The sequence below is a fragment of the Pseudomonas sp. MYb2 genome, assembly GCF_002979955.1.
Lineage (GTDB): Bacteria > Pseudomonadota > Gammaproteobacteria > Pseudomonadales > Pseudomonadaceae > Aquipseudomonas.
This window is the reverse complement of record NZ_PCQC01000014.1, coordinates 65,608-90,448: the sequence shown is the minus strand read 5'-3', so window position 1 is coordinate 90,448 and position 24,841 is coordinate 65,608. Positions and strand designations below refer to the sequence as shown.

The window sequence follows — 24,841 nt, the reverse complement described above, 5'->3', positions numbered from 1 at the left end:
CATTGCGACCCGGCTGGCCATGTAAGGATGCTGACGAATGCCGCGTATTGATGTTCCTGTATTGCATCGTGGTTTACGCCCTTTGTTTCGAGTCGCGCTGTGCAGCCAATTGCTCTGGCCGGCGCTGGCGTTTGCCGACACACCCTACGATCAGATGGTCCGTGATGCCCGTGCCGGGCAAACCACGCCGGCGCTGACGGTGTTGCGTCAGGTACCACCCGGCCAATCGACCACCGGGCAGATCAGCGATCACCTGCAAATCGCCAGTTGGGCGGGACTAGATGGCGAAGTGGTGCAGGTCTATGAAACCCAGGGCCGTGACCGTGTCCTGCCGGTGCAGGCACTGACCGCCACCGCCCGCGCGTATCGCAACCTCAAGCGTTGGGATCAAGCCACGCAGGTCTACAACAAGGCTTTGGCGCTGGAGCCGGATAACGCCGACCTGCAACTCGGGCTAGCCCTGACCCAGGCTGATGCCGGTAAACCCGATGAAGCGGTGACCCGCGCCAAAGCGCTGGTCGTAGCCAAACCTGATGATCCTTCCCGCCGTCTGGCGCTGGGCTATGCGCTGTCCCGCGCGGGCAAGCAATACGACGCGTTGTTCGAATACGATCAAGCCTTCAAGCGCGCCGGCAGCAAGCCGGAAGTCGCCCGTGAATACGTGGTCGCGTTGCAAAAGGCGCGTCTGCCAGAGCCGGCGCTGCGTCTGGCCAATCAACGTCCGGGTCTGATCGATCCGGTGACCCTGCGCCGCCTCGAAGGCGATCTTGCTGCCGAGCGCGTACGCCTTGCCGAACTCGCCACTCGCAGTGAGAAAGAGCGCTACGTGATCGCTGACCGCGCGTTGGCCGACTACGACAAACTGCTCGCCACCTGGACGCCGGACACCAGCGCTAAGGACGACGTGACCCGTTGGCGTATCGACCGCATGGGCGCGCTCAAGGCCCGGGCGCGCACCGCCGACGTCATTACTGAGTACCAGAAGTTGCAAGCCGAAGGCGTGAAGATTCCGACCTACGCCCAGCGTTGGGTGGCAGCGTCGTATCTGGACCAGCGTGAGCCGGAAATCGCGACTGACTTGTATCGCCAGGTACTGTCCGCGCCGGACGCCGATGTCGGCGACCGCCTCGAAGACACCACCGCGCTGTATTACGCGTTGCTGGAAAGTGACCGCGCCGATGAGGCACGTAAAGTGGCCGAAGACGCCGCCAAGTCGCAGCGCCCGCGCATCGAACTCAAGGGCTTGCCGATCGGCAACCCCAACGATGAATGGATGGACGCCCAGCAACTGGCGGCGCAGGCCGGCACCTATGGTTCTGATCTGCCCCATGGCGAAGAACGTTTGCAGACACTGGTCGATCAGGCACCGGGCAATACCGGTCTGCGTCTGGCTCAGGCCGATTTGTACCTGGCCCGCAACTGGCCGCGCCGCGCAGAAATGCAGCTCAAGGAAACCGAGAGCATGGTGCCGCGCGACATGGGCCTGGAAATTGGCCAGGCGCACACTGCGATGGAATTGCAGGAATGGCGGCAAATGGATGCGCTGACCGACGACGTCGTCGCGCGTTATCCGGATAACCGCCAAGTGCAGCGTCTGGCGCACGAGCGTGAAGTCCACGACATGTCCGAACTGCGCGTCGAAGCCTATGGCGGCAAAGCCAACGGTGGCGGTGACAGCGATGCAGGCGCCGTCAGCGGCAGCCGCGATTTCGGCATTCAGACCACGCTGTACAGCCCGCCGATCGCTGAAGACTGGCGGGTGTTTGCCGGGGCCGGTTATGCCACCGGCGACTTCACCGAAGGCACCGGTCACCACCGCTTCCAGCGGGTTGGCCTGGAACGGCGCACTCGTGACATGACCCTCGAAGCAGAAGTGTCCAATCACGATTACGGTTTTGGCGACAAGCAGGGCGCGCGTCTGGCAATCGCCCGCGACATCAACGACCACTGGCAGTACGGCGGCAGCCTCGAATATCTGTCGGCCGAGACGCCGCTGCGCGCGCTCAACAGCGATATCAAGGCCAATGGCGGCAGCGGGTTCATCCGCTGGCGCGCCAACGAAAGCCGCGAGTGGCGTCTGTCGGTCAGCCCGTCGCATTTCAGCGACGGCAACAATCGCGTCGAAGCCTTGCTCACCGGTCGCGAGGGCGTTTACAGCGCGCCGAACGTGCAGGTCGATGCAGGGCTGGAAGTCGGCAGCAGTCACAACTCCAAGTCCGATGACGTGCCGTACTTCAACCCCAAATCCGACTTCAGCGTGATGCCGCTGGTCAACGTCAATCACGTGCTCTACCACCGCTACGAAACTTCCTGGAGTCAGCAATTCCAGGCCGGCGCGGGGACGTACAGCCAGCGTGATCACGGCACCGGCGGCATGGCCCTGCTCGGTTATGGGCAACGCTATGCCTGGAACGATGTGTTCGAGGTGGGCGGCTTGTTCAGTGTGATCAACCGGCCCTACGACGGTGATCGGGAGACCGATCTGCGTCTGCTCGTCGACCTCACTTTCCGCTTCTAGAAGAGTTTGAAGATGCCTTTGATTTCGCGTTTCATCCTTCTGCTGGGAGTGCTGCTGATCAGCGCCTGCGCCCAGCAAGCCCCGGCCTTTGCGCCGCCGTCCGAACGCCCGCTGGCGGCCAGTGAAAAACCCTGGCCGAAAAACCACGTGCTCGGTATTGCCTATCACGACGTTGAAGACCGCGATCCCGATCAGGCGGTGGTGGCGGTACGCACCGAGCGCATGATCGAACAGCTCGCGTGGCTGCGTGAAAATGGCTACAAACCGGTGACGGTTGACCAGATCATGGCCGCGCGCAAGGGTGGTCCGGAGTTGCCGGCGAAAGCGATTCTGCTCAGCTTCGACGACGGTTATTCGAGCTTCTACACCCGCGTACTGCCGGTGCTGCGCGCCTATAACTGGCACGCGCTATTGGCGCCGGTCGGCAGCTGGATCGATACGCCGCTCAATCAGCCAGTGGATTTCGCCGGTGCCCCGCGCGCACGTTCAGACTTCCTGACCTGGGATCAGGTGCGCGAGATCTCGCAATCCGGTCTGGTGGAAATCGCTGCCCACACCGACGCCAACCACAAAGGTATTCTGGCCAACCCGCAAGGCAACCTGCAGCCTGCTGCCGCAACCCGGCGCTACGATCCGCTGACCAAGCGCTATGAATCCGAGGCCGAATTCCAGGCGCGGATCCGCACCGACGTGAACAACATCTCGGAAAAAATCCGTAAGGTTACCGGCAAGAAGCCGCGAGTCTGGGTCTGGCCGTACGGCACCGCCGACGGTACTTCGCTGACCGTGGTGGGCGAGCAGGGCTATGAAATGGCCCTGACCCTGGACGACGGTCTCGATGCCCTCGATAACCTGATGAGCAGCCCGCGCTTCCTTGTCGCCTCCGACCCTGACGGCGAGCATTTCGCCAACAGCGTCGTCGGCGTGCAGTCGGATTTTGCCATGCGCGTGGTGCATGTCGATCTGGACAACGTCTACGACCCGGATCCGGCGCAACAGGACATCAATCTCGGCAAACTGGTGCAGCGCATGGCTGACATGGGCGCCAACACGGTGTTCCTGCAAGCTTTCGCCGATCCGAAAGGCGACGGTCTGGTGCACTCGCTGTACTTCCCCAACCGCCATTTGCCGGTACGTGCCGACCTCTTCGACCGTGTCGCCTGGCAGCTGCGCACTCGTGCCCACGTGAAAGTTTTTGCCTGGATGCCTGTACTGAGTTTCGGCCTTGATTCGAAACTGCCACGCGTCACTCGCTGGGACCCGAAAACCGGCACCACTTCTGTCGATCCTGACCAGTACAAGCGCCTGTCGCCGTTTGATCCGGAAGTACGGCGGATCATCGGCGAAATCTACGAAGACGTCGCGCGACTGACCTCGGTCGACGGCATTCTTTACCACGACGACGCGGTGCTGTCGGATTTCGAAGATGCTGGTCTTGAGGCCTTGAAAGCCTACGCTGCCCACGGTTTGCCGGGTTCGATTGCCGCCCTGCGCGACGATCCTGCCGCGATGCAACGCTGGACGCGCTTCAAGAGCAAATACCTCATCGATTTCACTAACGAGCTGACTGCCAAAGTCCGCGCCATTCGTGGCCCGCAGGTGCAGACCGCGCGCAATATTTTCGCCGAGCCGATGATCAACCCGCAGAGCGAAGCGTGGTTCGCGCAGAACCTCGACGACTTCTTCGCGACCTACGACTGGACGGCGCCAATGGCCATGCCATTGATGGAAAAACAGACGCAGGCGCAGTCCGGCCCGTGGCTGGAAGCACTCGTCGAAATCGTCAAACAGCGTCCCGGTGCACTGGATCGCACGGTGTTCGAATTGCAGGCGCGGGACTGGACCAAAAAGGATCAGGCCGACATTGACGCGGCAGTGATGGCGGACTGGATGGGTCGCCTCAAACGTCAGGGCGCGACCAGTTTCGGTTACTACCCGGACAACTTCCTCGACAACCTGCCGGACCTGAAAACCGTAAGGCCTGCGCTCTCCAACAAATGGAATCCATAACATGCTGGATAGACTGTTAGCCCTGCTTGTTCTGGCGCTCGTCCTCGGCGTGCCGCTGGGCCTGATCTTCCTGGTCACCGGGCAGTTCCTGATGGACTTCGTGTTCTTCTACCCGTTGTTCATGTCTGGCTTGTGGATCGCCGGTGGCCTGTATTTCTGGCTGCACTGGGAGCGCCATTGGCCATGGAAAGACGACACGCTGCCGCCACCGCTGGAAGGTGAGCCGCTGATCTCGATCCTGATCCCTTGCTACAACGAAGGTGACAACGCCGCCGACACCATCCACGCGGCGCTGGCCCAGCATTACCCGAACATCGAAGTCATCGCGATCAACGACGGCTCCAAGGACAACACCGCGCAAGTGCTCGATGCGCTGGCCAAGGAAGATCCGCGCCTGCGCGTGCTGCACCTGGCGGAAAACCAGGGCAAGGCTGTTGCTCTGCGCATGGGCGCCATCGCGGCGCGCAGTGAGTATCTGGTGTGCATCGACGGTGACGCACTGCTGGCGCCCAATACCGCGGCGTATCTGGTTGCGCCGATGCTGGATAACGCGCGTCTCGGCGCGGTGACCGGTAACCCGCGCATTCGTACGCGTTCGACGCTGGTCGGGCGGGTGCAGGTCGGTGAGTTCTCGTCGATCATCGGTTTGATCAAGCGCACGCAACGGGTGTTCGGACGGATCTTTACCGTGTCCGGAGTGATCGTCGCGTTCCGCCGTACTGCGCTGAACCGCGTCGGTTACTGGAGCCCGGACATGATCACCGAAGACATCGACATCAGCTGGAAGCTGCAACTCGATCACTGGAGCATCTTCTACGAGCCGCGCGCGCTGTGCTGGATTCTGATGCCGGAAACCCTCGGCGGCCTGTGGAAGCAGCGTTTGCGCTGGGCTCAGGGTGGCGCCGAAGTGCTGTTCAAGAATATTCGTGGCATCTGGCAGTACCGCCATCGTTACCTGTGGCCGTTGCTGTTCGAATACTGCCTGTCGACCGGTTGGGCGTTTACCTTCCTGTTGTCGGTGATTTTCTGGGGCGTGGGCAAATTTGTGGTCATGCCGGAGGCCATCGCGGTGGATCACCTGATGCCGCCGGCATTTACCGGGTTGCTGCTGGCGTTTGTCTGTCTGGTGCAGTTCGCCGTCAGCATCATCATCGACCGGCGCTATGAGCCGGGATTGGGTCGCACGATGTTCTGGGTGGTCTGGTATCCGTTGGTGTTCTGGCTTATCAGCCTGCTGACCACGTTGGTCAGCTTCCCCAAAGTGCTGTTCGGCCAACATCAGAAACGTGCGCGTTGGGTCAGTCCTGATCGGGGCATCAAACCGATCGGCGACGACGAAGAGGAGGTCATCAAATGAAAATCATCCGGACTCGCCAGCGGCCCTTTCTGGTAGTGATCGATGTGATCCTCACCGTGGTGGCCTGGGTTGGCCTGCTGTTTCTGCTGATCCGCGGCTTATGGCCGCTGATCGAAACTCACGCGGGCGGGCCGCTGATCGATAAATCGGCGTTCGACGCGCTGGGTACCCTGCAGATTTATCTGTGGATTGCCTTGGTCAACGCGGTGATTCTGATTTCCTGGGCGCGTTATCAGCAGCGCAAGAGTCGCAGTTTCGCCCAACGCCGGCTGCCGTCGCCGGTGATCGACGATGAAGGCCTGAGCAGGAGTTTCAAACTCTGCGATGACCGCTTTCAAAAGCTGCGCACGCCCGGGGTGATGACCATTCACAACGATCAGGAAGGCGATATCAGCCATGTGGTGATGCATTTCTGGCCGGTACAGCAGGAGGAATTGCCGCCGCCACTGGCACCGTTGGAGCATCCGCGAGTGATCTTTCTGCATGCTGAAGATGATGGCAATCGCGAGCCCCTGACCCGGCTTTGATCGTTCCCACGCTCTGCGTGGGAATGCCTCTTGGGACGCTCCGCGTCCAGTGACGCGGAGCGTCACGGGCTGCATTCCCACGCAGGAGCGTGGGAACGATCAATCGGCCGCTAATCGCGGATCAGTTCCCAGGCATCTTCCATCGGCAGTGGTTGCTTCATGCGCTCGGTGAGTAACGCCATCGCTCTTTCTTTCTCGCAAGCCACGGCGGCAACTACCACACCGTTTCTACCGAACAGACCGATAAAGGGCGGATTTTCGGGTTCGCCAAGAAACTCCACTTCATCCCAATGTTCGGCATGCCCGAGGTAGTCGTAGTTCTTGCCAAAATGCCAGGTCCAGAAGAACGGCACATCGAGGTAATGCTCGTCGCCACCGAGCATGTTGGCGGCAGCGATTCGCGCGTGTTGCTGAGCCAGGCGCCAGTGTTCGATGCGTTGCGGCTGGCCGTTCAGCGGGAACGTGGCGATGTCGCCGATCGCCCACAGCCCTTCGATGACACGCATGCCGCCATCGACGCGCAACGATTGATCCTTTTCCTTGGGCAGTGACGCGAACGCTTCTGTCGCTGGATGAACGCCGATCCCTGCCAGCACCAGATCCGCAGAAAGCCGCAGGCCGTTGTCCAGCAGTACCGCCTCAACCTTGCCGTCGCCGATGATCTCTGTCGCCTCGTGCTCGGTGATGAACTTCACGCCGTTTTCCTCGTGCAGCGCGCGGATCGCTTTACCCACCGCTTCGCCGAATTGCGCGGCGAATGGAATGGCGTGGCGCGCGAGTACCGTGACGTCGAGACCATGCTGGCGCAGCGCGGAGGCGCATTCGAGGGCGATGAAGCTGTCGCCGATGATGACCGCGCGCTGATCGGGGCTGGCTGTTTTCATGATCTGCTCGGCCTGGGCTTTTGAGCGCAGTAAAAACACCTGCGGCAGTTCGGCACCGGGTAATTCCAAGGGATTGGGTTCGCCACCAGTGGCGAGTACTGCAGCGTGGTAACTCAACGTTTGGCCGTCGCTGAGATGGAGGGCTTTGGTCTGGGCATCGATGGACGTGATTTGGTTTTGCAGACGTTCGATGCGCTGTTCTGTATAGAAACTTTCATCACGCAACGGCGGTGCATCTTCCGGTGGCATTTCCCCGGCGAGGACAAATTTGCTCAGCACCGTGCGGTCATAACCGGCATCGGCCTCGCGGTCGATCATCACGATGCGGCCACCAAAACCCTTTTCCCGCAACGCAGCGGCACACGCGGTGCCTGCTGCGCCCGCGCCGACAATCACGAACGTGCGCGCATCGTCTGCCGGCGGCGTATGCGGATCTTCCAGCGGCAGGTCATCGACCCAGACTTCCTCGCCACGCAGTTCCAGCGGATAACGCTTGAGGCTGTCGAGCGCGGGCGGCTCGCACAACGCGCCATCCTCCGCGCGAAATTCAGCCTTGTGCCACGGGCAGATCAAGCGTCCGTGACACAACGCACCGTCAGCCAAAGGCGCACCGGCATGCGGGCATTCGCCCTGAAAGGCCCGCAACTGCTCGCCTGCGCGCAGCAGCACAATCTTGCAGTCGCCGATTTCAACGGCCAGGCCACGGTCGTGGGGGACATCGGCGTAACGGGCGACGCGGTGCAGGGACATGTGCGGCTTCCTCGCGGGCATTTCTCTTGTGAGTTTGTGTATCGCTGCGAGGTTCAGCCATTTGCCACTGCCATGGCACGAACGGTACAGCTATAGTTTGCAGGCCTACGACGGCCCCACTGCACAAGGTGCTCCCGGAATGACCCGATTGACCTCTCTCAACCCCTGGCTGGCAGCACTCGCTGTCACCCTTTGCGTGCAGTTTCCGGCGCAGGCCCAGGAGCGTTTCACCCTGAGCATCCCGGGTGTTTCCGATAACCGCCTGTTCACTTCGGCAGCGGCCAGCGACGCGGCCGGTTGTGGCGGCAAGAACCAGTCGCCAGCACTGAGCTGGAACGCAGGTCCCGCCGGGACCCAGAGTTACGCAATCGTCATGCATGACCCGGACGGCCAGAAAGGTTTGGGCGTCGATCACTGGATTCACTACGGCATCAAATCCACCACGCACCAGATTGCGGCAGGCGTCGGCGCCAAATCCGCGTTCGAAGGTGTCGGCGGCACCAACAGCAAGGGCAACACCCATTACATGGGGCCGTGTCCGCCAGTGGGCGACAGTGCGCACCACTACATCATCCAGATCTACGCACTGGATCTGGCGCCGGATGCCTTGCCGGCCGGTCTGACTCGCGCCGAGCTGATGGAAAAAATCAAAGGTCATGTGCTGCGTAACAGCAGTGCGGTGCGGCGTTATCACCGCTGAAAAAATTTTTAGCGGCGTTTAACCCGAACTGAAAGGGCTGCCCGTCTCAGTGGATGAATGATCAATTTCATCCCGAGGTCAGCCCCCATGTCTCTTCCTCTCTTACGCCCTGCTGCGGTTGCTGTGCTGCTGGCGCTCGCCGGTTGCGGTGTGTCTTCCAAACCCGAGTCCGCTGCTGTGCCAGCGCCGGCGCAGCCCGAAGTGCTGGTTCAACAGGAAGCGATGCCGGTCGCTGGCGCGATGGCCAAGCGCATGGCACACCCCGCCCCGCTAGCCAGTTTTACAGTGACGCCGTCTGCGGACAGTTATCCACAGGGCTATCGTGATGAGCAGCGCGAGCAATATCAGGCGCTGGCCGACAACCCGATCCACAGCGTCGCCGAAACCCCGGTTTCAACTTTCAGCGCTGACGTCGATACCGGCGCCTACGCCAATGTGCGCCGCTTGCTCAATCAGGGACGACTGCCGCCGGAAGGCGCGGTGCGGCTGGAGGAATTGGTCAATTATTTCCCCTACGACTACGCGTTACCCAGCGATGGCTCGCCCTTCGGTGTGACCACCGAACTGGCCGCCTCACCGTGGAATCCGCACACCCGCTTGCTGCGCGTCGGCATCAAGGCTTCCGACCGCACGGTAGCGGAACTGGCCCCGGCCAATCTGGTGTTTCTGGTCGATGTGTCCGGCTCGATGGATCGCCGCGAAGGCCTGCCGATGGTCAAAAGCACGCTGAAATTGTTGGTCGATCAATTGCGCGATCAGGATCGTGTGTCGCTGGTCGTGTATGCCGGCGAATCGAGAGTGGTGCTGGAGCCGACTTCCGGACGTGAGAAGGCGAAAATTCGTACAGCCATCGAGCAATTGACTGCGGGTGGTTCGACCGCTGGCGCTTCAGGTATCGAACTGGCCTACCAAATGGCGCAGCAGGCCTTTATCCCCAAAGGCATCAACCGCATCCTCTTGGCCACCGATGGCGATTTCAATGTCGGCATCAGCGACTTCGACAGCCTCAAGCAAATGGCTGTGGATAAACGCAAAAGTGGCATCTCGCTGACCACATTGGGATTTGGTGTGGATAACTACAATGAACACTTGATGGAGCAACTGGCCGATGCGGGCGACGGCAACTATGCCTATATCGATAACCTGCGCGAGGCGCGCAAAGTACTGGTCGATCAACTGGGTTCGACCCTCGCTGTGGTGGCGAAAAACGTCAAACTGCAGGTGGAATTCAACCCGGCGCAGGTCAGCGAATATCGCCTGCTCGGCTACGAGAATCGTGCTTTGAAGCGTGAGGATTTCAGCAATGACAAAGTCGATGCCGGCGAAATCGGCGCAGGACACACGGTGACCGCGCTGTACGAAATTGTTCCGGCGGGCGAGAGGGGCTGGCTGGAGCCACTGCGTTACGGCAAGTCGGAGCCGGTTGTTTCCGGGAAAAGCGGGGAATTGGCGATGCTGCGTGTGCGTTATCAACGTCCTGACGGTGGGAAAAGTCTGCTGATCGAGCGGCCGATAACCAATCAGGTCGCATCTGCCAGCGAAGACCTGCGTTTTGCTGCTGCGGTCGCCGCATTTTCCCAGCAACTCAAGGACGGCCGCTACACCGGCGATTTCAGTCTGAAAGATACGGAAACACTGGCCCGTGGCGCGCGCGGCGATGACCGCTTTGGCCTGCGCAACGAGTTCGTGCAACTGGTGCAACTGGCGCAGAGTCTGCGCACTTCTACCGCATCGAATGCGCAGGCCACTGAACGACGGATTGAATAAGTGAATCGTCTGAAGGGGTTTATCAGTCAGCTGTTTGCCTCCGCAGACAGCTCAGCCGCCAGCAGCGATGAATCGTTGCTGGCGCGTTATCGCGAGGGCGACGGCGCGGCGTTCGAGATCTTGTACGCCCGCCATCGCCAAGGTTTGTACCGGTTTCTACTCGGATTGAGCGGCAAGCCGGAACTGGCCGACGAAGTATTTCAGGAGACTTGGCTGAGCCTGATCCGCAGCGCCAGTCAGCCACAAGGCCGGGCGACTTTTCGTACGTGGTTGTTTCAGATTGCCCGCAATCGTTTGATCGATCACTGGCGCAAACACGGGGTTCACCAACCGTTGCACGACAGCTATGACGAACAAAGCCACGCCGTCAGCGATGAGACGAATGATCCCGAACAGCTGCTGAGCCTCAGCCGTGACAGCCAGCGCCTGGAAAACGCCCTGCAAACCTTGCCCGCCGACCAGCGCGAAGTGTTCCTGCTGCGTGCCCACGGCGATCTCGATCTGGCGCAAATCGCCAGCCTCACCGAAGCACCGCTGGAAACCGTCAAAAGCCGCTTGCGCTACGCCCAGCAAAAACTGCGTCGGCTGCTGGCCGAGGAGGTACTGACATGACTGACGCCCGCCAGACACCCGAAGATCTGCTGATCAAACATGTGCGTGAACAACACAACGCTGAACCACCGGCGCACCTCGATGCATTTATCCTCAACGCTGCCCGCCGCGAGGTCCCGGCGCCCAAGCCAAGCCTGTTGCAACGCTGGCTCGATGCGTGCCGAAAACCACGCTGGCAAGTCGCATTCGCCAGTCTCATTGGCGTCGCCCTGATGTTGTCACTGGTGCAACGTGCTCCCGAACCGCAAGGGCAATTCGACTTCGCCCCGGCAGCGAAACCCGCCGCACCGCTGGCGCGCAAGCAGGCGCCGCAAGCATTGTCGGCGCCCGCAGGTGCCATGCCCGCGCCGGCACCGATGGCAGAAATGGCCGCACCGATGCAAAGCGAAGCCATCAGCGCTGACCAAGCCAAACTCAGCAAACGCACCGCCACCCCGGTCAATGGCCTCGACGCGCAACTGCGCGAAGTCCTGCGCCTGCGCGAATCCGGCCAACTGCAGGCCGCCGACAGCCTGTTCAACAACCTGCACAAACGCTACCCGAACGCCGATCTCGACGCCCGACTCGAACAGTTGCAGAAAAAATGACCGCCTGATCCTCCAGCCATTTGGCATTACCCCGCAAAAACGCGCACTATCGGGGCATTGCCAATACGCTGGAGGACAACGTGGCATCGAAAATTGACCGCATTGCCCAACTGCTCAACTGCCCGGAAAAGGGCGAAGAGATGCGGCGAGCGATTACTGAAGCGCGTAAAGAGTTTCTGCTGAACCAGCCGGAAGAAGATGTCGTTGATGAAGACGAGGTTTTTGAGGAGGAGGTTGGGGAGGAAGAGGACGACGATGATTACGATGAGTTTGACTGGACGACGGAGTGACGTCGCTCCAGTCCTTTTGGACCGCCCACAAAAAAGCCCCGGACCATCACAGTCCGGGGCTTTCTCGTTTAAATCAATGGCGCACCAGGCGGGATTCGAACCCACGACCCCTGCCTTCGGAGGGCAGTACTCTATCCAGCTGAGCTACTGGTGCAGCGGGCGACATCATACCTAGGTCGGCTCGGGGCGTCCATGCTGGGTTTTGGCGCGGATTGTCAGTGCGCGTGTCGGCGCAAATCGCTGCATTCCATAAAGCTGTAACGTCCTGCAAAACCCTCGCTTGGCGCTTTGGCGTGGTTGATCTAAGGTTTTCCTGCGGCGGGGGCTTTTGGCTCGTTGATCTGAAAAATTCCACAAACACGCCGTTTTTGTTCTTTTTTTCGAACGACCTATTGTCCTTTAACCCCTTTGATCCTACGATCCGTTTGAGATTTCAAACGCTCGTTGACGGGGTGTTGAAGCGCCGGTGGTTCGAATCGTCCACGGTTTGATGCGCCACACCCGGTCACTGATTTCCCTGACGGCAGCCTTGCGAGGCGCCTTTCTACAATCATAATTTGCTCCGCGCAGGCCGCGGTGCTGTTAAGGAAAGCCGACATGCAGCTTAAAGACACCCTGTTGTTCCGCCAGCAAGCCTTCATTGATGGCGCTTGGGTCGATGCGGACAGCGGTCAGACGATCAAGGTCAACAACCCGGCCACCGGCGAAATTCTCGGTACCGTGCCGAAGATGGGCGCTGCCGAAACCCGTCGTGCCATCGAGGCCGCTGACAAAGCGCTGCCGGCGTGGCGTGCCCTGACCGCCAAAGAGCGTGCCGGCAAGCTGCGTCGCTGGTTCGAACTGATGATCGAGAACCAGGACGACCTTGCGCGCCTGATGACCCTCGAGCAGGGCAAGCCGCTGGCCGAAGCCAAGGGCGAAATCGTTTACGCCGCTTCGTTCATCGAGTGGTTCGCCGAAGAAGCCAAGCGCATCTACGGTGACGTGATTCCGGGTCACCAGCCAGACAAGCGTCTGATCGTGATCAAGCAGCCAATCGGCGTGACCGCTGCGATCACTCCATGGAACTTCCCGGCGGCGATGATCACCCGCAAGGCCGGCCCGGCCCTGGCCGCCGGTTGCACCATGGTGCTCAAGCCTGCTTCGCAAACTCCATTCTCCGCTTTCGCCCTGGCCGAACTGGCTCAGCGCGCGGGCATCCCTGCAGGCGTGTTCAGCGTCGTGTCCGGCAGCGCCGGCGACATTGGCAGCGAGCTGACCAGCAACCCGATCGTGCGCAAACTGTCGTTCACCGGTTCGACCGAAATCGGTCGTCAACTGATGTCGGAATGCGCCAAGGACATCAAGAAAGTCTCGCTGGAACTGGGCGGCAACGCACCGTTCATCGTGTTCGACGACGCGGACCTGGATAAGGCCGTCGAGGGCGCGATCATTTCCAAGTACCGCAACAACGGCCAGACCTGTGTCTGCGCCAACCGTCTGTACATTCAGGATTCGGTCTACGACGCGTTTGCCGAGAAGCTCAAAGTGGCTGTGGCCAAACTGAAGATCGGCAACGGTCTGGAAGACGGCACCACCACTGGCCCGCTGATTGACGAAAAAGCCGTGGCCAAGGTGCAAGAGCACATTGCTGACGCCGTATCCAAAGGCGCCACCGTGCTGGCCGGTGGCAAGGCGATGGAAGGCAACTTCTTCGAGCCGACCATCCTGACCAACGTGCCGAAGAACGCCGCTGTGGCCAAGGAAGAAACCTTCGGTCCACTGGCGCCGCTGTTCCGTTTCAAAGACGAAGCCGAAGTGATCGCGATGTCCAACGACACCGAGTTCGGTCTGGCTTCGTACTTCTATGCTCGCGACCTGGGTCGTGTGTTCCGTGTCGCGGAAGCGCTGGAATACGGCATGGTCGGCGTCAACACCGGGCTGATCTCCAACGAAGTCGCGCCGTTCGGTGGCATCAAGGCCTCGGGCCTGGGCCGTGAAGGCTCCAAGTACGGCATCGAAGATTACCTGGAAATCAAATACCTCTGCCTGGGCATCTAAGCCCGGACAAGGATTGCTGCAAACGCAAAGGGCACGAGAGCGCTGTCCCTTTGCGTCGTTTCAAACCGGAATTTTCTCTGCGGCCAGGAACGCCGTGGCAGTCGATCATCGCATGCTGCCACCGTCGATTTCTCCCGCTTAATCCTTGAACCACGCCGCCCGATGAGCGGCGAATGAGGACTGTAATGAGCAAGACTAACGCTGAACTGATGGCCCGTCGTACCGCAGCTGTTCCACGTGGTGTTGGCCAGATTCACCCGATCTTCGCTGAGTCGGCAAAGAACGCTACCGTGACTGACGTTGAAGGTCGTGAGTTCATCGACTTCGCCGGCGGTATCGCTGTACTGAACACCGGCCACGTGCACCCGAAAATCATCGCTGCCGTGACCGAACAGCTGAACAAGCTGACCCACACTTGCTTCCAGGTTCTGGCTTACGAGCCGTACGTAGAAGTGTGCGAGAAAATCAACGCCAAGATCCCGGGTGATTTCGCCAAGAAAACCCTGCTGGTCACCACCGGTTCCGAAGCCGTCGAAAACGCCGTGAAAATCGCCCGTGCCGCCACTGGCCGTGCCGGCGTGATCGCGTTCACCGGCGCCTACCACGGTCGCACCATGATGACTTTGGGCCTGACCGGTAAAGTCGTGCCTTACTCGGCCGGCATGGGCCTGATGCCAGGCGGCATCTTCCGCGCGCTGTATCCGAACGAACTGCACGGCGTGAGCATCGACGACTCGATCGCTTCCATCGAACGCATCTTCAAGAACGACGCCGAGCCGAAAGACATCGCCGCGATCATCATCGAACCTGTTCAGGGTGAAGGTGGTTTCTACGTTGCGCCGAAGGAATTCATGAAGCGTCTGCGCGCGCTGTGCGACCAGCACGGCATCCTGCTGATCGCTGACGAAGTACAGACCGGCGCTGGCCGTACCGGCACGTTCTTCGCCATGGAACAGATGGGCGTTGCTGCCGACCTGACCACCTTCGCCAAATCCATCGCTGGCGGCTTCCCGCTGGCTGGCGTGTGCGGCAAGGCTGAATACATGGACGCCATCGCTCCAGGTGGCCTGGGCGGTACTTACGCCGGTAGCCCGATCGCTTGCGCCGCTGCCCTGGCGGTGATGGAAGTGTTCGAAGAAGAAAACCTGCTGGATCGCTGCAAGGCAGTCGGCGAGCGTCTGGTCACTGGCCTCAAGGCTATCCAGGCCAAGTACCCGGTGATCGGCGAAGTCCGTGCCCTGGGCGCAATGATCGCGGTCGAACTGTTCGAAAACGGCGACAGCCACAAGCCAAACGCTGCGGCAGTAGCGTCCGTTGTGGCCAAGGCGCGCGACAAGGGTCTGATCCTGCTGTCCTGCGGCACCTACGGCAACGTTCTGCGCGTACTGGTACCGCTGACCTCGCCGGACGAGCAACTGGACAAAGGTCTGGCGATCATCGAAGAGTGCTTTTCCGAGCTCTGATCACCCAGTGTGACCTGATCGACAAAAAACCCGCTTCGGCGGGTTTTTTTACGCCCCTTGAAACACATCGACGCATTAGCACTGTATCGAATGGCCAGCATTGGCTAAGGTTCAGGCATTGCAAGGGAGAGCGCGCATGACTGCCGTTGATTTACCCGCCGTACCGCGAGTGCTGATTGCCGAGGCTGATCCGTGGTCTCGCGATCTGCTCAAACAAGTGTTGCTGAACGTGCGTTGCGATGCGCGATTGGATCTGTGTGCCGATGGCCAGCAAGCCATGTCGATGCTCAGCGAAATTCCGTATGACCTCGCCATCGTCGATTGGGAACTGCCCGGCGTCGATGGTTTGAATGTGCTGCGCAGTGTGCGTCAGCGCAAACGCAATCCGCCGCTGCCGTTCATTCTGATGAGCAGCCGCAACGACAGCGCCAGTGTGCGCGAAGCGATTCCGCTGGCACCGACGGCGTATCTGACCAAGCCGCTGAACATGGAAAACCTGACCGAGCGTTTGCAGGGTTTGCTGCTCAATGCCGGGGAAGAAGTGTTCTGTGAAGTGCCGGCGCTGGCGCCGGGCATGACCTTGGCGGTGTTTCTTGAGCGTCGCCGCGAACAGGCTGACGGCGCGCCGTTGATGACCGATGTGCAGGTAGCCGTCAAACGCAGCCTCAATCCCGGTGGCCTCGATCTGAAGCTGCTGGAAGATGAGATCAAAACCGATCCGCAGATCACTGCCGTGTTGATCGCTGCGGCCAACAGCGCGGCGCAGCACCATGGCGCGCCGGTGCAGACACTGGCTCAAGCCCTGCAGCGTCTGGGCACCGGGCAGAGCATGAATCTGATCCTGGGGTTGGCGCTCAAACGCAGTGCCAGGCTCAGTGATCCGTGTCTGGCCGACTATGCCGAGCGCTATTGGGGGCTGTCGCTGCACACTGCTGAATACGCGCGCACGTTGGCGCGCTTGCTCGATCTGGATCAGGAGCGCTGCTACTGCGCGGGCATGCTCCATCGGTTGGGTGATCTGGCGTTGCTGCGGTGTTTACAGGAGTGGCAGCAGGCCGGCGGTGAGCTGGATGAGCTGGAGGAAGTCGGCGAGGCGCTGGCGGAATTTGGCGCGGCTTACGGCTCGGCGCTACGCACCCGCTGGCGATTGCCGTTGGAGTTGCGTGAGCTGATTGCATCGGTCTACCAGCTCGGTGGCGGGGTCTATTCCCGTGAGGCGCTGGTGATGAACATGGCGGCGCAAATGGCGCGCCTGACCGAACATGAAGGCATTGAAGAACTGGCGAAGAGCCGTACGGCGCGGTTGCTCAAGATCGGCTTGCCGGAGTTGATGCGGATGCGTAAATGACCCGGATTCACTCACATTCCAAATGTGGGAGCGAGCCTGCTCGCGAAGAAGGAGTGTCATTCAGCACATCATTGTCTGATACGACGCTTTCGCGAGCAGGCTCGCTCCCACAGTGGGTCTGTGTTGAGGCGGGAGGGCGGTTTCAGGCAGAGATAATGCGATTCTTGCCCTGCCGTTTGGCCTCATACATCGCCGCATCCGCACGGGCGAACAGGCTGTCGAGGTTCTCGTCATCTTCGGTGAGGCTGGTCAGGCCTTGGCTCACGGTGATAGCGAAGCTCTGGCCGTCGTGGTTGAAACTCAACCGCTGAATCTCCTGCCGCAACCGTTCAGCCACCTGCATGGCCATGTCCGGCGCACAACCTGGAAACACCGCGGCAAATTCTTCCCCGCCAATGCGTCCGAACAGGTCGCCGCGGCGCAACGATCCACGACCGCACTCGGCAATCCGTTGCAGCACGTTGTCGCCTTCAGGGTGGCCGTAGGTGTCGTTGATCACTTTGAAATCATCGATATCCAGCAGCAGAAATGCCAAGGGCGAGCCTTGCAGGCGGGCCTCGTCGAACTCGCGGTGGGCACACTCGAAGAAGTGCCGGCGATTGCTGCTTTGGGTCAGCACGTCGGTGGTCGCCAAACGATGCAGCTCGGTTTCCATCTGCTTCTTGTCGGTGATGTCCTCGGCGATGCCGACGATGATCACCGGTTGTCCGGGTTCGTCCTGACGATTGATGAAGCACTTGTCGCTGAGCCAGCGCACCTGACCATCGGCGGCGATGATCCGGTACTCGCGATCTTCTACCGCGCCCTTGTGCAGCACTTCGGCGAGGCTGCGTTCGGCGTACTCAAGGTCGTCGGGATAGATGCTATCGCGCCACTGGTTGTAGTCGGCCAGCAGCAGCGCTGCGGAGTGACCGAAAATCCGTTCATAGGCGGGGCTGACGTACAGCACCTGCCGGGTTTCCCAGTTGAAGGCCCAGAGCACGGCGTTGACGCTGACCAGCAGCGAGCTGAACAGCTGCTCGCGCTCGCTCAGGCGGGCGACTTCGCCTTGAGCGTGCATCAAGGCCATAAGGGTTTGCGCGGCTTCTGGCCACTGCGGCAAGGATGAGTCTTTTTGGTTGTTATTGACCATCGGCACCAATCTCATAAGGCGTGCCGGAAGTCGACAACGGCCACGGTACAACCCGCCGGAGGTGGCGAAGTGTCATTGAGATAGGGGATTGGAAGGGAAGTTCCAAAGGGTGCGCCCGGGTTGCGGGCGCACCGATCAATGGCTTCAGACCGCTGCTGGACGCAGCGAGTAGGTTTTCAACTGGTCGGCGAATTCACGCAGGGACTGGATGCCGCTGGCTTCCGCTTCGTGAATCCATTCCTTGATGGCGGCAAGCATGTCGTGGCCATTCGAGCTGGTCTTGACCCAGATCTGCTGCAGGGCCAGGCGTTTTTCGTAAATTACCTTCAGGGCCTGGCTGTGCTCGAGCATGTTCTGGATCCGCAAGTGGTGACGGTCTTCCAGCAGGCTGGTTTCCCGCGACAGCAGACGTTTGGCGCGGTGAAACTGGTGGCGCACCGAATGATCGACCTTGGCCAGTTCTTGCTTGACCAGTGGACCGATCACCAACTTGCGGTACTGGGCCATGATCTGAAAGCGGTTGTTGAGGATCGCCATGGCGGTGTCCATGTCCAGACTGCCCTTGCCTTCGACACGGTGGGCGATCGGCGCGACACGCTGAACCTTGGCCAGGCGCAGGAAACTGAAGACTTTGATCCACGCCCAACCGAGGTCGAACTCCCACTTCTTCACCGACAGCTTGGCCGAGTTAGGGTAGGTGTGGTGGTTGTTGTGCAGTTCTTCGCCGCCGATCAGGATGCCCCATGGCACCAGATTGGTTGCCGCATCGCGGCATTCGAAGTTGCGGTAGCCGACGGCATGACCGAGACCGTTGATGACGCCGGCGGCCCACACCGGGATCCACATCATCTGGATCGCCCAGATGGTGATGCCGATGGTGCCGAACAGCAGCAGGTCGATCACGCCCATGATCGCTACACCCAGCAGCGGGTAGCGGCTGTAGACGTTGCGTTCGATCCAGTCTTCGGGGCAGTTCTTGCCGTAGATGCGCAGGGTTTCCGGGTTCTGCGCTTCGGCGCGGTAAAGTTCGGCGCCGGTACGCAGCACCGTCGACAAACCCTTGATGACCGGGCTGTGCGGGTCATCTTCGGTTTCGCATTTGGCGTGGTGTTTACGGTGGATGGCGGTCCACTCGCGGGTGTTCTGCGCCGTGGTCAGCCACAGCCAGAAACGGAAAAAGTGCTTCAGGCCGGCATTCAGCTCAAGCGAGCGATGGGCTGAGTAGCGGTGCAGATAGACCGTGACGGCGACAATCGTCACGTGGGTCATCAGCAGGGTGACTGCGACCAGAGACCAGGCCGACAAGCCAAGAAAACCTTCGTACCACATAGGCTATAGGGCCCTCGATAAAGATAAAAACAGCCGTTGCATTATCACTAAGCACACAGATAAAACCAGTCGCCCTTTCAGATAAGAGTCGCTGGATGTTTCTTGACCTATAATTCCAACCTTTTTGTAGGGACATGGACAGCCGAATGTCTGCCACATATCGCGATGCCTTGCGTGCAGCGCTGCTCTATCTCGTGCTTGCCGTCGTCTGGCTGCAAGGTGCTGATCATTTATTAAACAATTTCTTCGATAGCTCCGTCGATCTGGCGCGATGGCAACTGATCAACGGTTACCTGTTTGCGGCGGTCAGCGCCGGTCTGATCTTTCTCGCTCGGGCACGCCTTTGCGAATTTCTCGGAATCGGAGCGCACCTGCGTGAACGGCATGCCGATCGCGAGCGCCTGCGCCAGGCTGCTGCGGTGTTCGATTGCACTCGCGAGGGGGTATTGGTCACCAACCATCAGGGGCTGATCGTCCACGTCAATCGCGCCTTTATGGAGATCACCGGTTATCAACGCGAAGAAGTGCTCGGGCAGCAGCCGAGCCTGTTCAAGTCGGGTCATCATCCGCCGGGGTTCTATCAGGCGATGTTTGCCACTCTGGAGGCGCAGGGCGAGTGGAGCGGGGAAATCTGGAACCGGCGCAAAAGCGGTGAAATTTATCCACAATGGCAAACCATCCGCATCATTCACGATGATCAAGGCCGGCTCAGTCATTACGTCGCAGTGTTCTCCGACATCAGCGCGATCAAGGACTCCGAGCACGAGCTCAAGCATCTCGCCCATCACGATCCGCTGACCGACCTGCCCAATCGCCTGTTGTTCAGCGACCGCGCCGAGCAGGCGCTGGCGTCTGCGCAGATCCACAAGCGTGGCTGTGCCTTGCTGATGCTCGATCTCGATCACTTCAAAATGATCAATGACAGTCTCGGCCATAACGTCGGTGATCGCTTGCTCAAGGCTGTGGCGATTCGTTTGCAGGCGTTGTTCGGCCCCGGCATTACCCTGGCTCGCCTCGGTGGCGACGAGTTCGCGGTGCTGGCGGAAAGTTGTCCACAACCGGGCCAGGCAGCGGCGCTGGCGCAACGCATTCTCGATGCGCTCAAGGAACCGTTCTGCTTCGATGCTCACCCATTATTCATTAACGCCAGCATCGGCATCAGCCTGTTTCCCAGCGACGCACTGAGCGCCGAGCAATTGTTGCGCAATGCCGATGCGGCGCTGTTCAAGGCCAAGAGCAGCGGTCGTAACGGTTACGCCTTGTACACCGAAGAACTCACCGTCCACGCCCAGCAACGGGTTGAAACAGCTTTTGAACTGCGCCGCGCGCTGGAGCAGCAGGAACTGCGGGTCTATTACCAACCGGTGCATGACTTGAAAAGCAGTCGCCTGATCGGGGTAGAGGCACTGGTGCGCTGGCAGCATCCGCAGCGCGGCCTGGTGTCGCCGGCGGAATTCATCCCGATTGCCGAGCGCACCGGGCTGATCGCCGAGATCGATGCCTGGGTGATGCAGCAGGCGTGTCGGCAGATGTGTCAGTGGCAACAGGCCGGGATCGTGTTGTCGTTTGTTGCGGTGAATGTGTCGTCGCGCTTGTTCGCCCGACGTGAGCTGTATCAGCAGGTCGCTCAAGTACTGCATGAAACCGGGCTGAACCCGGCTTGTCTGGAGCTGGAAGTCACCGAAAGTGCGGTGATGGATGACCCTGAAGTGGCGCTGGAACAGATGCATCGTCTACGCGAGCTGGGCATTCGTCTGGCCATCGATGATTTTGGCACCGGCTATTCGTCGCTGCTGCGGCTCAAGCGCTTGCCGGTGCAGAAGCTGAAGATCGATCAGGGTTTCGTCGCCGGGCTGCCGTGGGACGAGGATGACGCAGCGATTGTCCGGGTGATCATCGCGCTGGCGCGGAGCATGGGCATGCAGGTGCATGCGGAAGGGATCGAGCAGGCGGAACAGGCGGTGTTTTTGCTGGAGCAGGCATGTGAGTTGGGGCAGGGGTATTGGTTTGGGCGGCCGGTTCCAGCGTTGGAGATTGATTGGGATCGCGCGCCATTGATTGGTTAAAAATCAAAAGATCGCAGCCTTCGGCAGCTCCTACGGTAATTGTGTAGGAGCTGCCGAAGGCTGCGATCTTTTGCTTCAACAGGCTGCAAACCCTTGCCCCGCCACATAATGTTTTCTAGTTATATAAACATTCTTAAATAGTCTTTTTAAGAATATCCGCGCCTCTCTTATATTGCTCCCACGCCGAACGCAGTGCCGCCCACTGCCAGGCAAATCCCATTCAAAGGAGCAGCACCATGAGCGCATCCCTTCGCAGCGTTGACGGTCAGGACGAAAGCACCATCTTGCGTGAAATCCAGAGCGCCCTGCGCGATCTGCGTTTCGGCGCGGTGGAGATCACTGTGCACAACGCGCAAGTCGTGCAGATCGAACGCAAAGAGAAATTCCGTTTGCAGCAACCCGGTAAACAACCGGGCTGAGTTGAAGATCAAAAGATCGCAGCCTGCGGCAGCTCCTACAGGGGGCTGTGTGTAGGAGCTGCCGCAGGCGGCGATCTTTGAACCGGCAACACGATTTCCGAAATACATAAGAAAAAGCCACCACCAAGAATTCCAGGAGCTTTCACCATGTCGTCGATTCGCCGTTACGCTTTGGCCGCCCTGGCCAGCGCTGTGTTTGCCGGTTCCGCGGTTGCCAAGGATTACGAACTGCTCAACGTGTCGTATGACCCGACGCGCGAGCTGTATCAGGACTACAACGCTGAATTCATCAAGTTCTGGCAGAAAGACCACGCCGGCGACACCGTGAAAATCCAGCAATCCCACGGCGGTTCGGGCAAGCAGGGCCGTGCGGTGATCGACGGTCTGCGCGCTGACGTGGTGACTCTGGCCCTGGCCGGTGATATCGACGAAATCGCCAAACTCGGCAAGACCCTGCCCGCCGATTGGCAGAAGCGTCTGCCGGAAGCGAGCACGCCGTACACCTCGACCATCGTCTTCCTGGTGCGCAAGGGCAACCCGAAAGGCATCAAGGACTGGGGCGATCTGGTCAAGAACGATGTCTCGGTGATCACCCCGAACCCGAAAACCTCCGGCGGTGCGCGCTGGAACTTCCTCGCCGCGTGGGCCTACGGCCTGAAAGCCAACGGCGGTGACGAAGCCAAAGCCAAAGAATACGTCCAGACCCTGTTCAAGCACGTGCCGATTCTTGACACCGGTGCTCGCGGTTCGACCATCACCTTCGTCAACAACGGTCAGGGTGACGTGTTGCTGGCCTGGGAAAACGAAGCGTTCCTGGCGCTGAAAGAAGATGGCGGCGCCGACAAGTTCGACATCGTCGTGCCTTCGCTGTCGATCCTCGCCGAACCGCCAGTGGCCGTGGTCGACAAGAACGCCGAGAAGAAGGGCAACGAGCAAATTGCCGAAGCCTATCTGAAACACCTGTACAGCCCGGCCGGTCAGGAAATCGCCGCGAAAAACTTCTACCGTCCGCGTGACAAGGACGTGGCGGCCAAGTACGCCCAGCAGTTCCCGAAACTGGACCTGGTGACCATCGACAAGGACTTCGGCGGCTGGAAAACCGCGCAGCCGAAATTCTTCAACGACGGTGGCGTGTTCGACCAGATTTATCAGGCGCAGTAATCTGACTTCAGCCACACATCAAGCCTGAAGCCAGGCGCGGAAAATGTGGGAGCGAGCTTGCTCGCGAAAGCGCAGTGTCAGACGACGTAGAGTTGACTGATACTCCCTCTTCGCGAGCAAGCTCGCTCCCACATTGGTGCGTTCAGCGGAATGCTTTTTAACCAAGGACTTTTATGTCGCGTCGTATCTCCCCCGTCATACCCGGCTTCGGGCTGACGCTGGGCTACACCTTGGTGTACCTCAGCCTGATTGTGCTTATCCCGCTGGCGGCGATGTTCGTCCACGCCGCGCAACTCACCTGGGATCAGTTCTGGACGATCATTTCCGCGCCGCGGGTGCTGGCTGCGTTGAAGCTGAGCTTCGGCACCGCGCTGTGTGCCGCGATCATCAACGGCATCATCGGCACGCTGCTCGCTTGGGTGCTGGTGCGCTACACCTTCCCGGGGCGCAAGGTGATCGACGCGATGATCGATCTGCCGTTCGCCCTGCCGACAGCGGTGGCCGGTATCGCGCTGACCGCGCTGTACGCGCCGGCCGGTCTGGTCGGGCAATTCGCTGCTGACCTCGGTTTCAAAATCGCCTACACCCCACTCGGTATCACCTTGGCGCTGACTTTTGTCACACTGCCGTTCGTGGTGCGCACGGTGCAGCCGGTGCTGGCCGACATTCCCCGCGAAGTCGAAGAAGCTGCCGCGTGCCTCGGCGCGAAACCGTTGCAGGTGTTCCGCCACATCCTCGTCCCCGCACTGCTGCCCGCCTGGCTCACCGGTTTTGCCCTGGCGTTCGCGCGTGGCGTCGGCGAGTACGGTTCGGTGATTTTCATTGCCGGCAACATGCCGATGAAAACCGAGATCCTGCCGCTGCTGATCATGGTCAAACTCGATCAATACGATTACACCGGCGCTACCGCCATCGGCGTGCTGATGCTGGTGGTTTCCTTCGTCCTGTTGCTGCTGATCAACTTGCTGCAGCGGCGCATCGAAACCCCATAAGGAGGCGCGAACAATGTCCCAATCGTCTATTGCGGCCGCCTCTTCGGCCAACGCTGCACGCCGTGGCAGTGCCACTTCGCGCAGAATCCTGATCGGCCTTGGCTGGCTGGTTTTTTTCCTGTTTCTGCTGCTGCCGTTGTTCATCGTCGTATCGCAGGGTTTGAAGAATGGCCTCGGTGCATTCTTCACCGCGATCTTTGAACCGGATGCGCTGTCGGCGCTGAAACTCACCGTGTTCGCCGTGCTGATTTCGGTGCCGTTGAACCTGGTGTTCGGCGTCAGTGCCGCGTGGTGCGTAAGCAAATACTCGTTCCGTGGCAAGAGCATGCTGGTGACACTGATTGACCTGCCGTTCTCGGTGTCGCCGGTGATTGCCGGTCTGGTCTACGTGCTGATGTTTGGTGCGCAGGGCCTGTTCGGACCGTGGCTGCAGGATCACGACATCCAGATCGTCTTCGCTCTGCCGGGCATCGTGCTGGCGACGATTTTCGTCACCGTGCCGTTCGTGGCCCGTGAGCTGATCCCGCTGATGCAGGAACAGGGCACGCAGGAAGAAGAAGCCGCGCGCCTGCTCGGTGCCAACGGCTGGCAAATGTTCTGGCATGTCACCGTGCCGAACATCAAGTGGGGCCTGATCTATGGCGTGGTGCTGTGTACCGCGCGGGCCATGGGTGAATTCGGTGCGGTGTCGGTGGTCTCCGGGCACATTCGCGGGGTGACCAACACCTTGCCGCTGCACGTCGAGATCCTCTACAACGAATACAACCACGTGGCCGCGTTCGCCGTGGCGAGCCTGTTGCTGATCCTGGCGCTCTTCATCCTGCTGCTCAAGCAGTGGAGCGAAAACCGTATCAACCGCCTGCGCGCCAGCGCCGCGGAGGAATAATTC

20 protein-coding genes and 1 tRNA gene are annotated in these 24,841 nt (G+C 60.2%); 17 read left to right on the top strand and 4 right to left on the bottom strand.

From position 1 onward, the window contains the following. The first annotated feature begins 37 nt into the window (after positions 1-37). Genes pgaA through pgaD form a run of 4 tightly spaced genes read left to right on the top strand, consistent with a single transcriptional unit; the run spans position 38 to position 6,412 of the window. On the top strand, positions 38-2,518 hold the full coding sequence (pgaA, locus tag CQ009_RS21385; RefSeq protein ID WP_105708618.1) for a poly-beta-1,6 N-acetyl-D-glucosamine export porin PgaA: 2,481 nt from the start codon (positions 38-40) through the stop codon (positions 2,516-2,518). A 12-nt stretch (positions 2,519-2,530) separates the two neighbouring features. Continuing rightward, the gene (gene pgaB, locus CQ009_RS21380) at positions 2,531-4,528 is read left to right on the top strand and encodes a poly-beta-1,6-N-acetyl-D-glucosamine N-deacetylase PgaB (protein ID WP_105708616.1); all 1,998 of its coding nucleotides are present in this window, start codon (positions 2,531-2,533) and stop codon (positions 4,526-4,528) included. Position 4,529: 1 nt separating this feature from the next. Then, positions 4,530-5,885: a poly-beta-1,6-N-acetyl-D-glucosamine synthase gene (gene pgaC / locus CQ009_RS21375; protein ID WP_105708614.1), complete on the top strand. Its 1,356-nt coding sequence runs from the start codon at positions 4,530-4,532 to the stop codon at positions 5,883-5,885. Then, complete coding sequence (gene pgaD / locus CQ009_RS21370) at positions 5,882-6,412, top strand: poly-beta-1,6-N-acetyl-D-glucosamine biosynthesis protein PgaD (protein ID WP_105708612.1); 531 nt, start codon at positions 5,882-5,884, stop codon at positions 6,410-6,412. The genes pgaC and pgaD overlap by 4 nt, the downstream gene beginning before the upstream one ends. 110 nt (positions 6,413-6,522) lie before the next feature. On the opposite strand, the gene CQ009_RS21365 is transcribed toward pgaD, so the two are convergent. Continuing rightward, positions 6,523-8,046: an apoptosis inducing factor family protein gene (locus CQ009_RS21365; protein ID WP_105708610.1), complete on the bottom strand. Its 1,524-nt coding sequence runs from the start codon at positions 8,044-8,046 to the stop codon at positions 6,523-6,525. A 139-nt stretch (positions 8,047-8,185) separates the two neighbouring features. Between CQ009_RS21365 and CQ009_RS21360 the strand changes: the two genes are divergently transcribed. From CQ009_RS21360 to CQ009_RS21340, 5 genes are all read left to right on the top strand, one after another. Then, positions 8,186-8,746, top strand: a complete 561-nt coding sequence (locus tag CQ009_RS21360; RefSeq protein ID WP_064389048.1) for a YbhB/YbcL family Raf kinase inhibitor-like protein — start codon at positions 8,186-8,188, stop codon at positions 8,744-8,746. A gap of 87 nt (positions 8,747-8,833) precedes the next feature. Continuing rightward, positions 8,834-10,513 carry a VWA domain-containing protein gene (locus tag CQ009_RS21355; protein ID WP_105708607.1) on the top strand — a complete coding sequence of 560 codons (1,680 nt, stop codon included), beginning with the start codon at positions 8,834-8,836 and terminating at the stop codon, positions 10,511-10,513. 30 nt (positions 10,514-10,543) lie between these two features. Beyond that, positions 10,544-11,125 (top strand): RNA polymerase sigma factor, encoded by a 582-nt coding sequence (locus CQ009_RS21350; protein WP_236708298.1) that lies wholly within the window; start codon positions 10,544-10,546, stop codon positions 11,123-11,125. After that, the gene (locus CQ009_RS21345; protein WP_064389045.1) at positions 11,122-11,712 is read left to right on the top strand and encodes a hypothetical protein; all 591 of its coding nucleotides are present in this window, start codon (positions 11,122-11,124) and stop codon (positions 11,710-11,712) included. Before CQ009_RS21350 ends, CQ009_RS21345 begins: the two co-directional genes overlap by 4 nt. A gap of 20 nt (positions 11,713-11,732) precedes the next feature. Continuing rightward, positions 11,733-12,002, top strand: a complete 270-nt coding sequence (locus tag CQ009_RS21340) for a hypothetical protein (protein WP_224790812.1) — start codon at positions 11,733-11,735, stop codon at positions 12,000-12,002. 77 nt (positions 12,003-12,079) lie between these two features. On the opposite strand, the gene CQ009_RS21335 is transcribed toward CQ009_RS21340, so the two are convergent. Further along, positions 12,080-12,156: transfer RNA gene (locus CQ009_RS21335), tRNA-Arg, on the bottom strand. 443 nt (positions 12,157-12,599) lie between these two features. Here CQ009_RS21335 and gabD point away from each other — a divergent pair. From gabD to CQ009_RS21320, 3 genes are all read left to right on the top strand, one after another. After that, the gene (gene gabD, locus CQ009_RS21330; protein ID WP_064389043.1) at positions 12,600-14,042 is read left to right on the top strand and encodes an NADP-dependent succinate-semialdehyde dehydrogenase; all 1,443 of its coding nucleotides are present in this window, start codon (positions 12,600-12,602) and stop codon (positions 14,040-14,042) included. A 185-nt stretch (positions 14,043-14,227) separates the two neighbouring features. Beyond that, a complete protein-coding gene (gabT, locus tag CQ009_RS21325) occupies positions 14,228-15,505 on the top strand; it encodes a 4-aminobutyrate--2-oxoglutarate transaminase (RefSeq protein WP_008080000.1) in 1,278 nt (425 codons plus the stop codon). Positions 15,506-15,641: 136 nt separating this feature from the next. Continuing rightward, positions 15,642-16,853, top strand: coding sequence for a response regulator (locus CQ009_RS21320; RefSeq protein ID WP_105708605.1), 1,212 nt, complete (start codon positions 15,642-15,644; stop codon positions 16,851-16,853). Positions 16,854-16,995: 142 nt separating this feature from the next. Here the strand turns inward: CQ009_RS21320 and CQ009_RS21315 are convergent, their stop codons facing one another. Then, positions 16,996-17,985: a sensor domain-containing diguanylate cyclase gene (locus CQ009_RS21315; protein WP_064389041.1), complete on the bottom strand. Its 990-nt coding sequence runs from the start codon at positions 17,983-17,985 to the stop codon at positions 16,996-16,998. A gap of 144 nt (positions 17,986-18,129) precedes the next feature. Next, positions 18,130-19,314, bottom strand: coding sequence for a delta-9 fatty acid desaturase DesA (desA, locus tag CQ009_RS21310; RefSeq protein WP_064389040.1), 1,185 nt, complete (start codon positions 19,312-19,314; stop codon positions 18,130-18,132). Between the two features lie 146 nt (positions 19,315-19,460). Here desA and dibA point away from each other — a divergent pair, with 146 nt between their 5' ends. The 5 genes from dibA to cysW all read left to right on the top strand — a co-directional run bounded on the left by dibA (position 19,461) and on the right by cysW (position 24,838). Beyond that, positions 19,461-21,380, top strand: a complete 1,920-nt coding sequence (dibA, locus tag CQ009_RS21305) for a phosphodiesterase DibA (protein ID WP_064389039.1) — start codon at positions 19,461-19,463, stop codon at positions 21,378-21,380. 236 nt (positions 21,381-21,616) lie between these two features. Next, positions 21,617-21,799 carry a sulfur starvation response protein OscA gene (oscA, locus tag CQ009_RS21300; RefSeq protein WP_007917682.1) on the top strand — a complete coding sequence of 61 codons (183 nt, stop codon included), beginning with the start codon at positions 21,617-21,619 and terminating at the stop codon, positions 21,797-21,799. A 147-nt stretch (positions 21,800-21,946) separates the two neighbouring features. Continuing rightward, entirely contained in the window at positions 21,947-22,960 is a 1,014-nt protein-coding gene (locus CQ009_RS21295; protein WP_038367242.1) for a sulfate ABC transporter substrate-binding protein, read from the top strand. Between the two features lie 173 nt (positions 22,961-23,133). Then, on the top strand, positions 23,134-23,952 hold the full coding sequence (cysT, locus tag CQ009_RS21290; RefSeq protein WP_038367238.1) for a sulfate ABC transporter permease subunit CysT: 819 nt from the start codon (positions 23,134-23,136) through the stop codon (positions 23,950-23,952). A gap of 13 nt (positions 23,953-23,965) precedes the next feature. Next, positions 23,966-24,838, top strand: a complete 873-nt coding sequence (cysW, locus tag CQ009_RS21285; RefSeq protein WP_038367233.1) for a sulfate ABC transporter permease subunit CysW — start codon at positions 23,966-23,968, stop codon at positions 24,836-24,838. Positions 24,839-24,841: the final 3 nt, after the last annotated feature.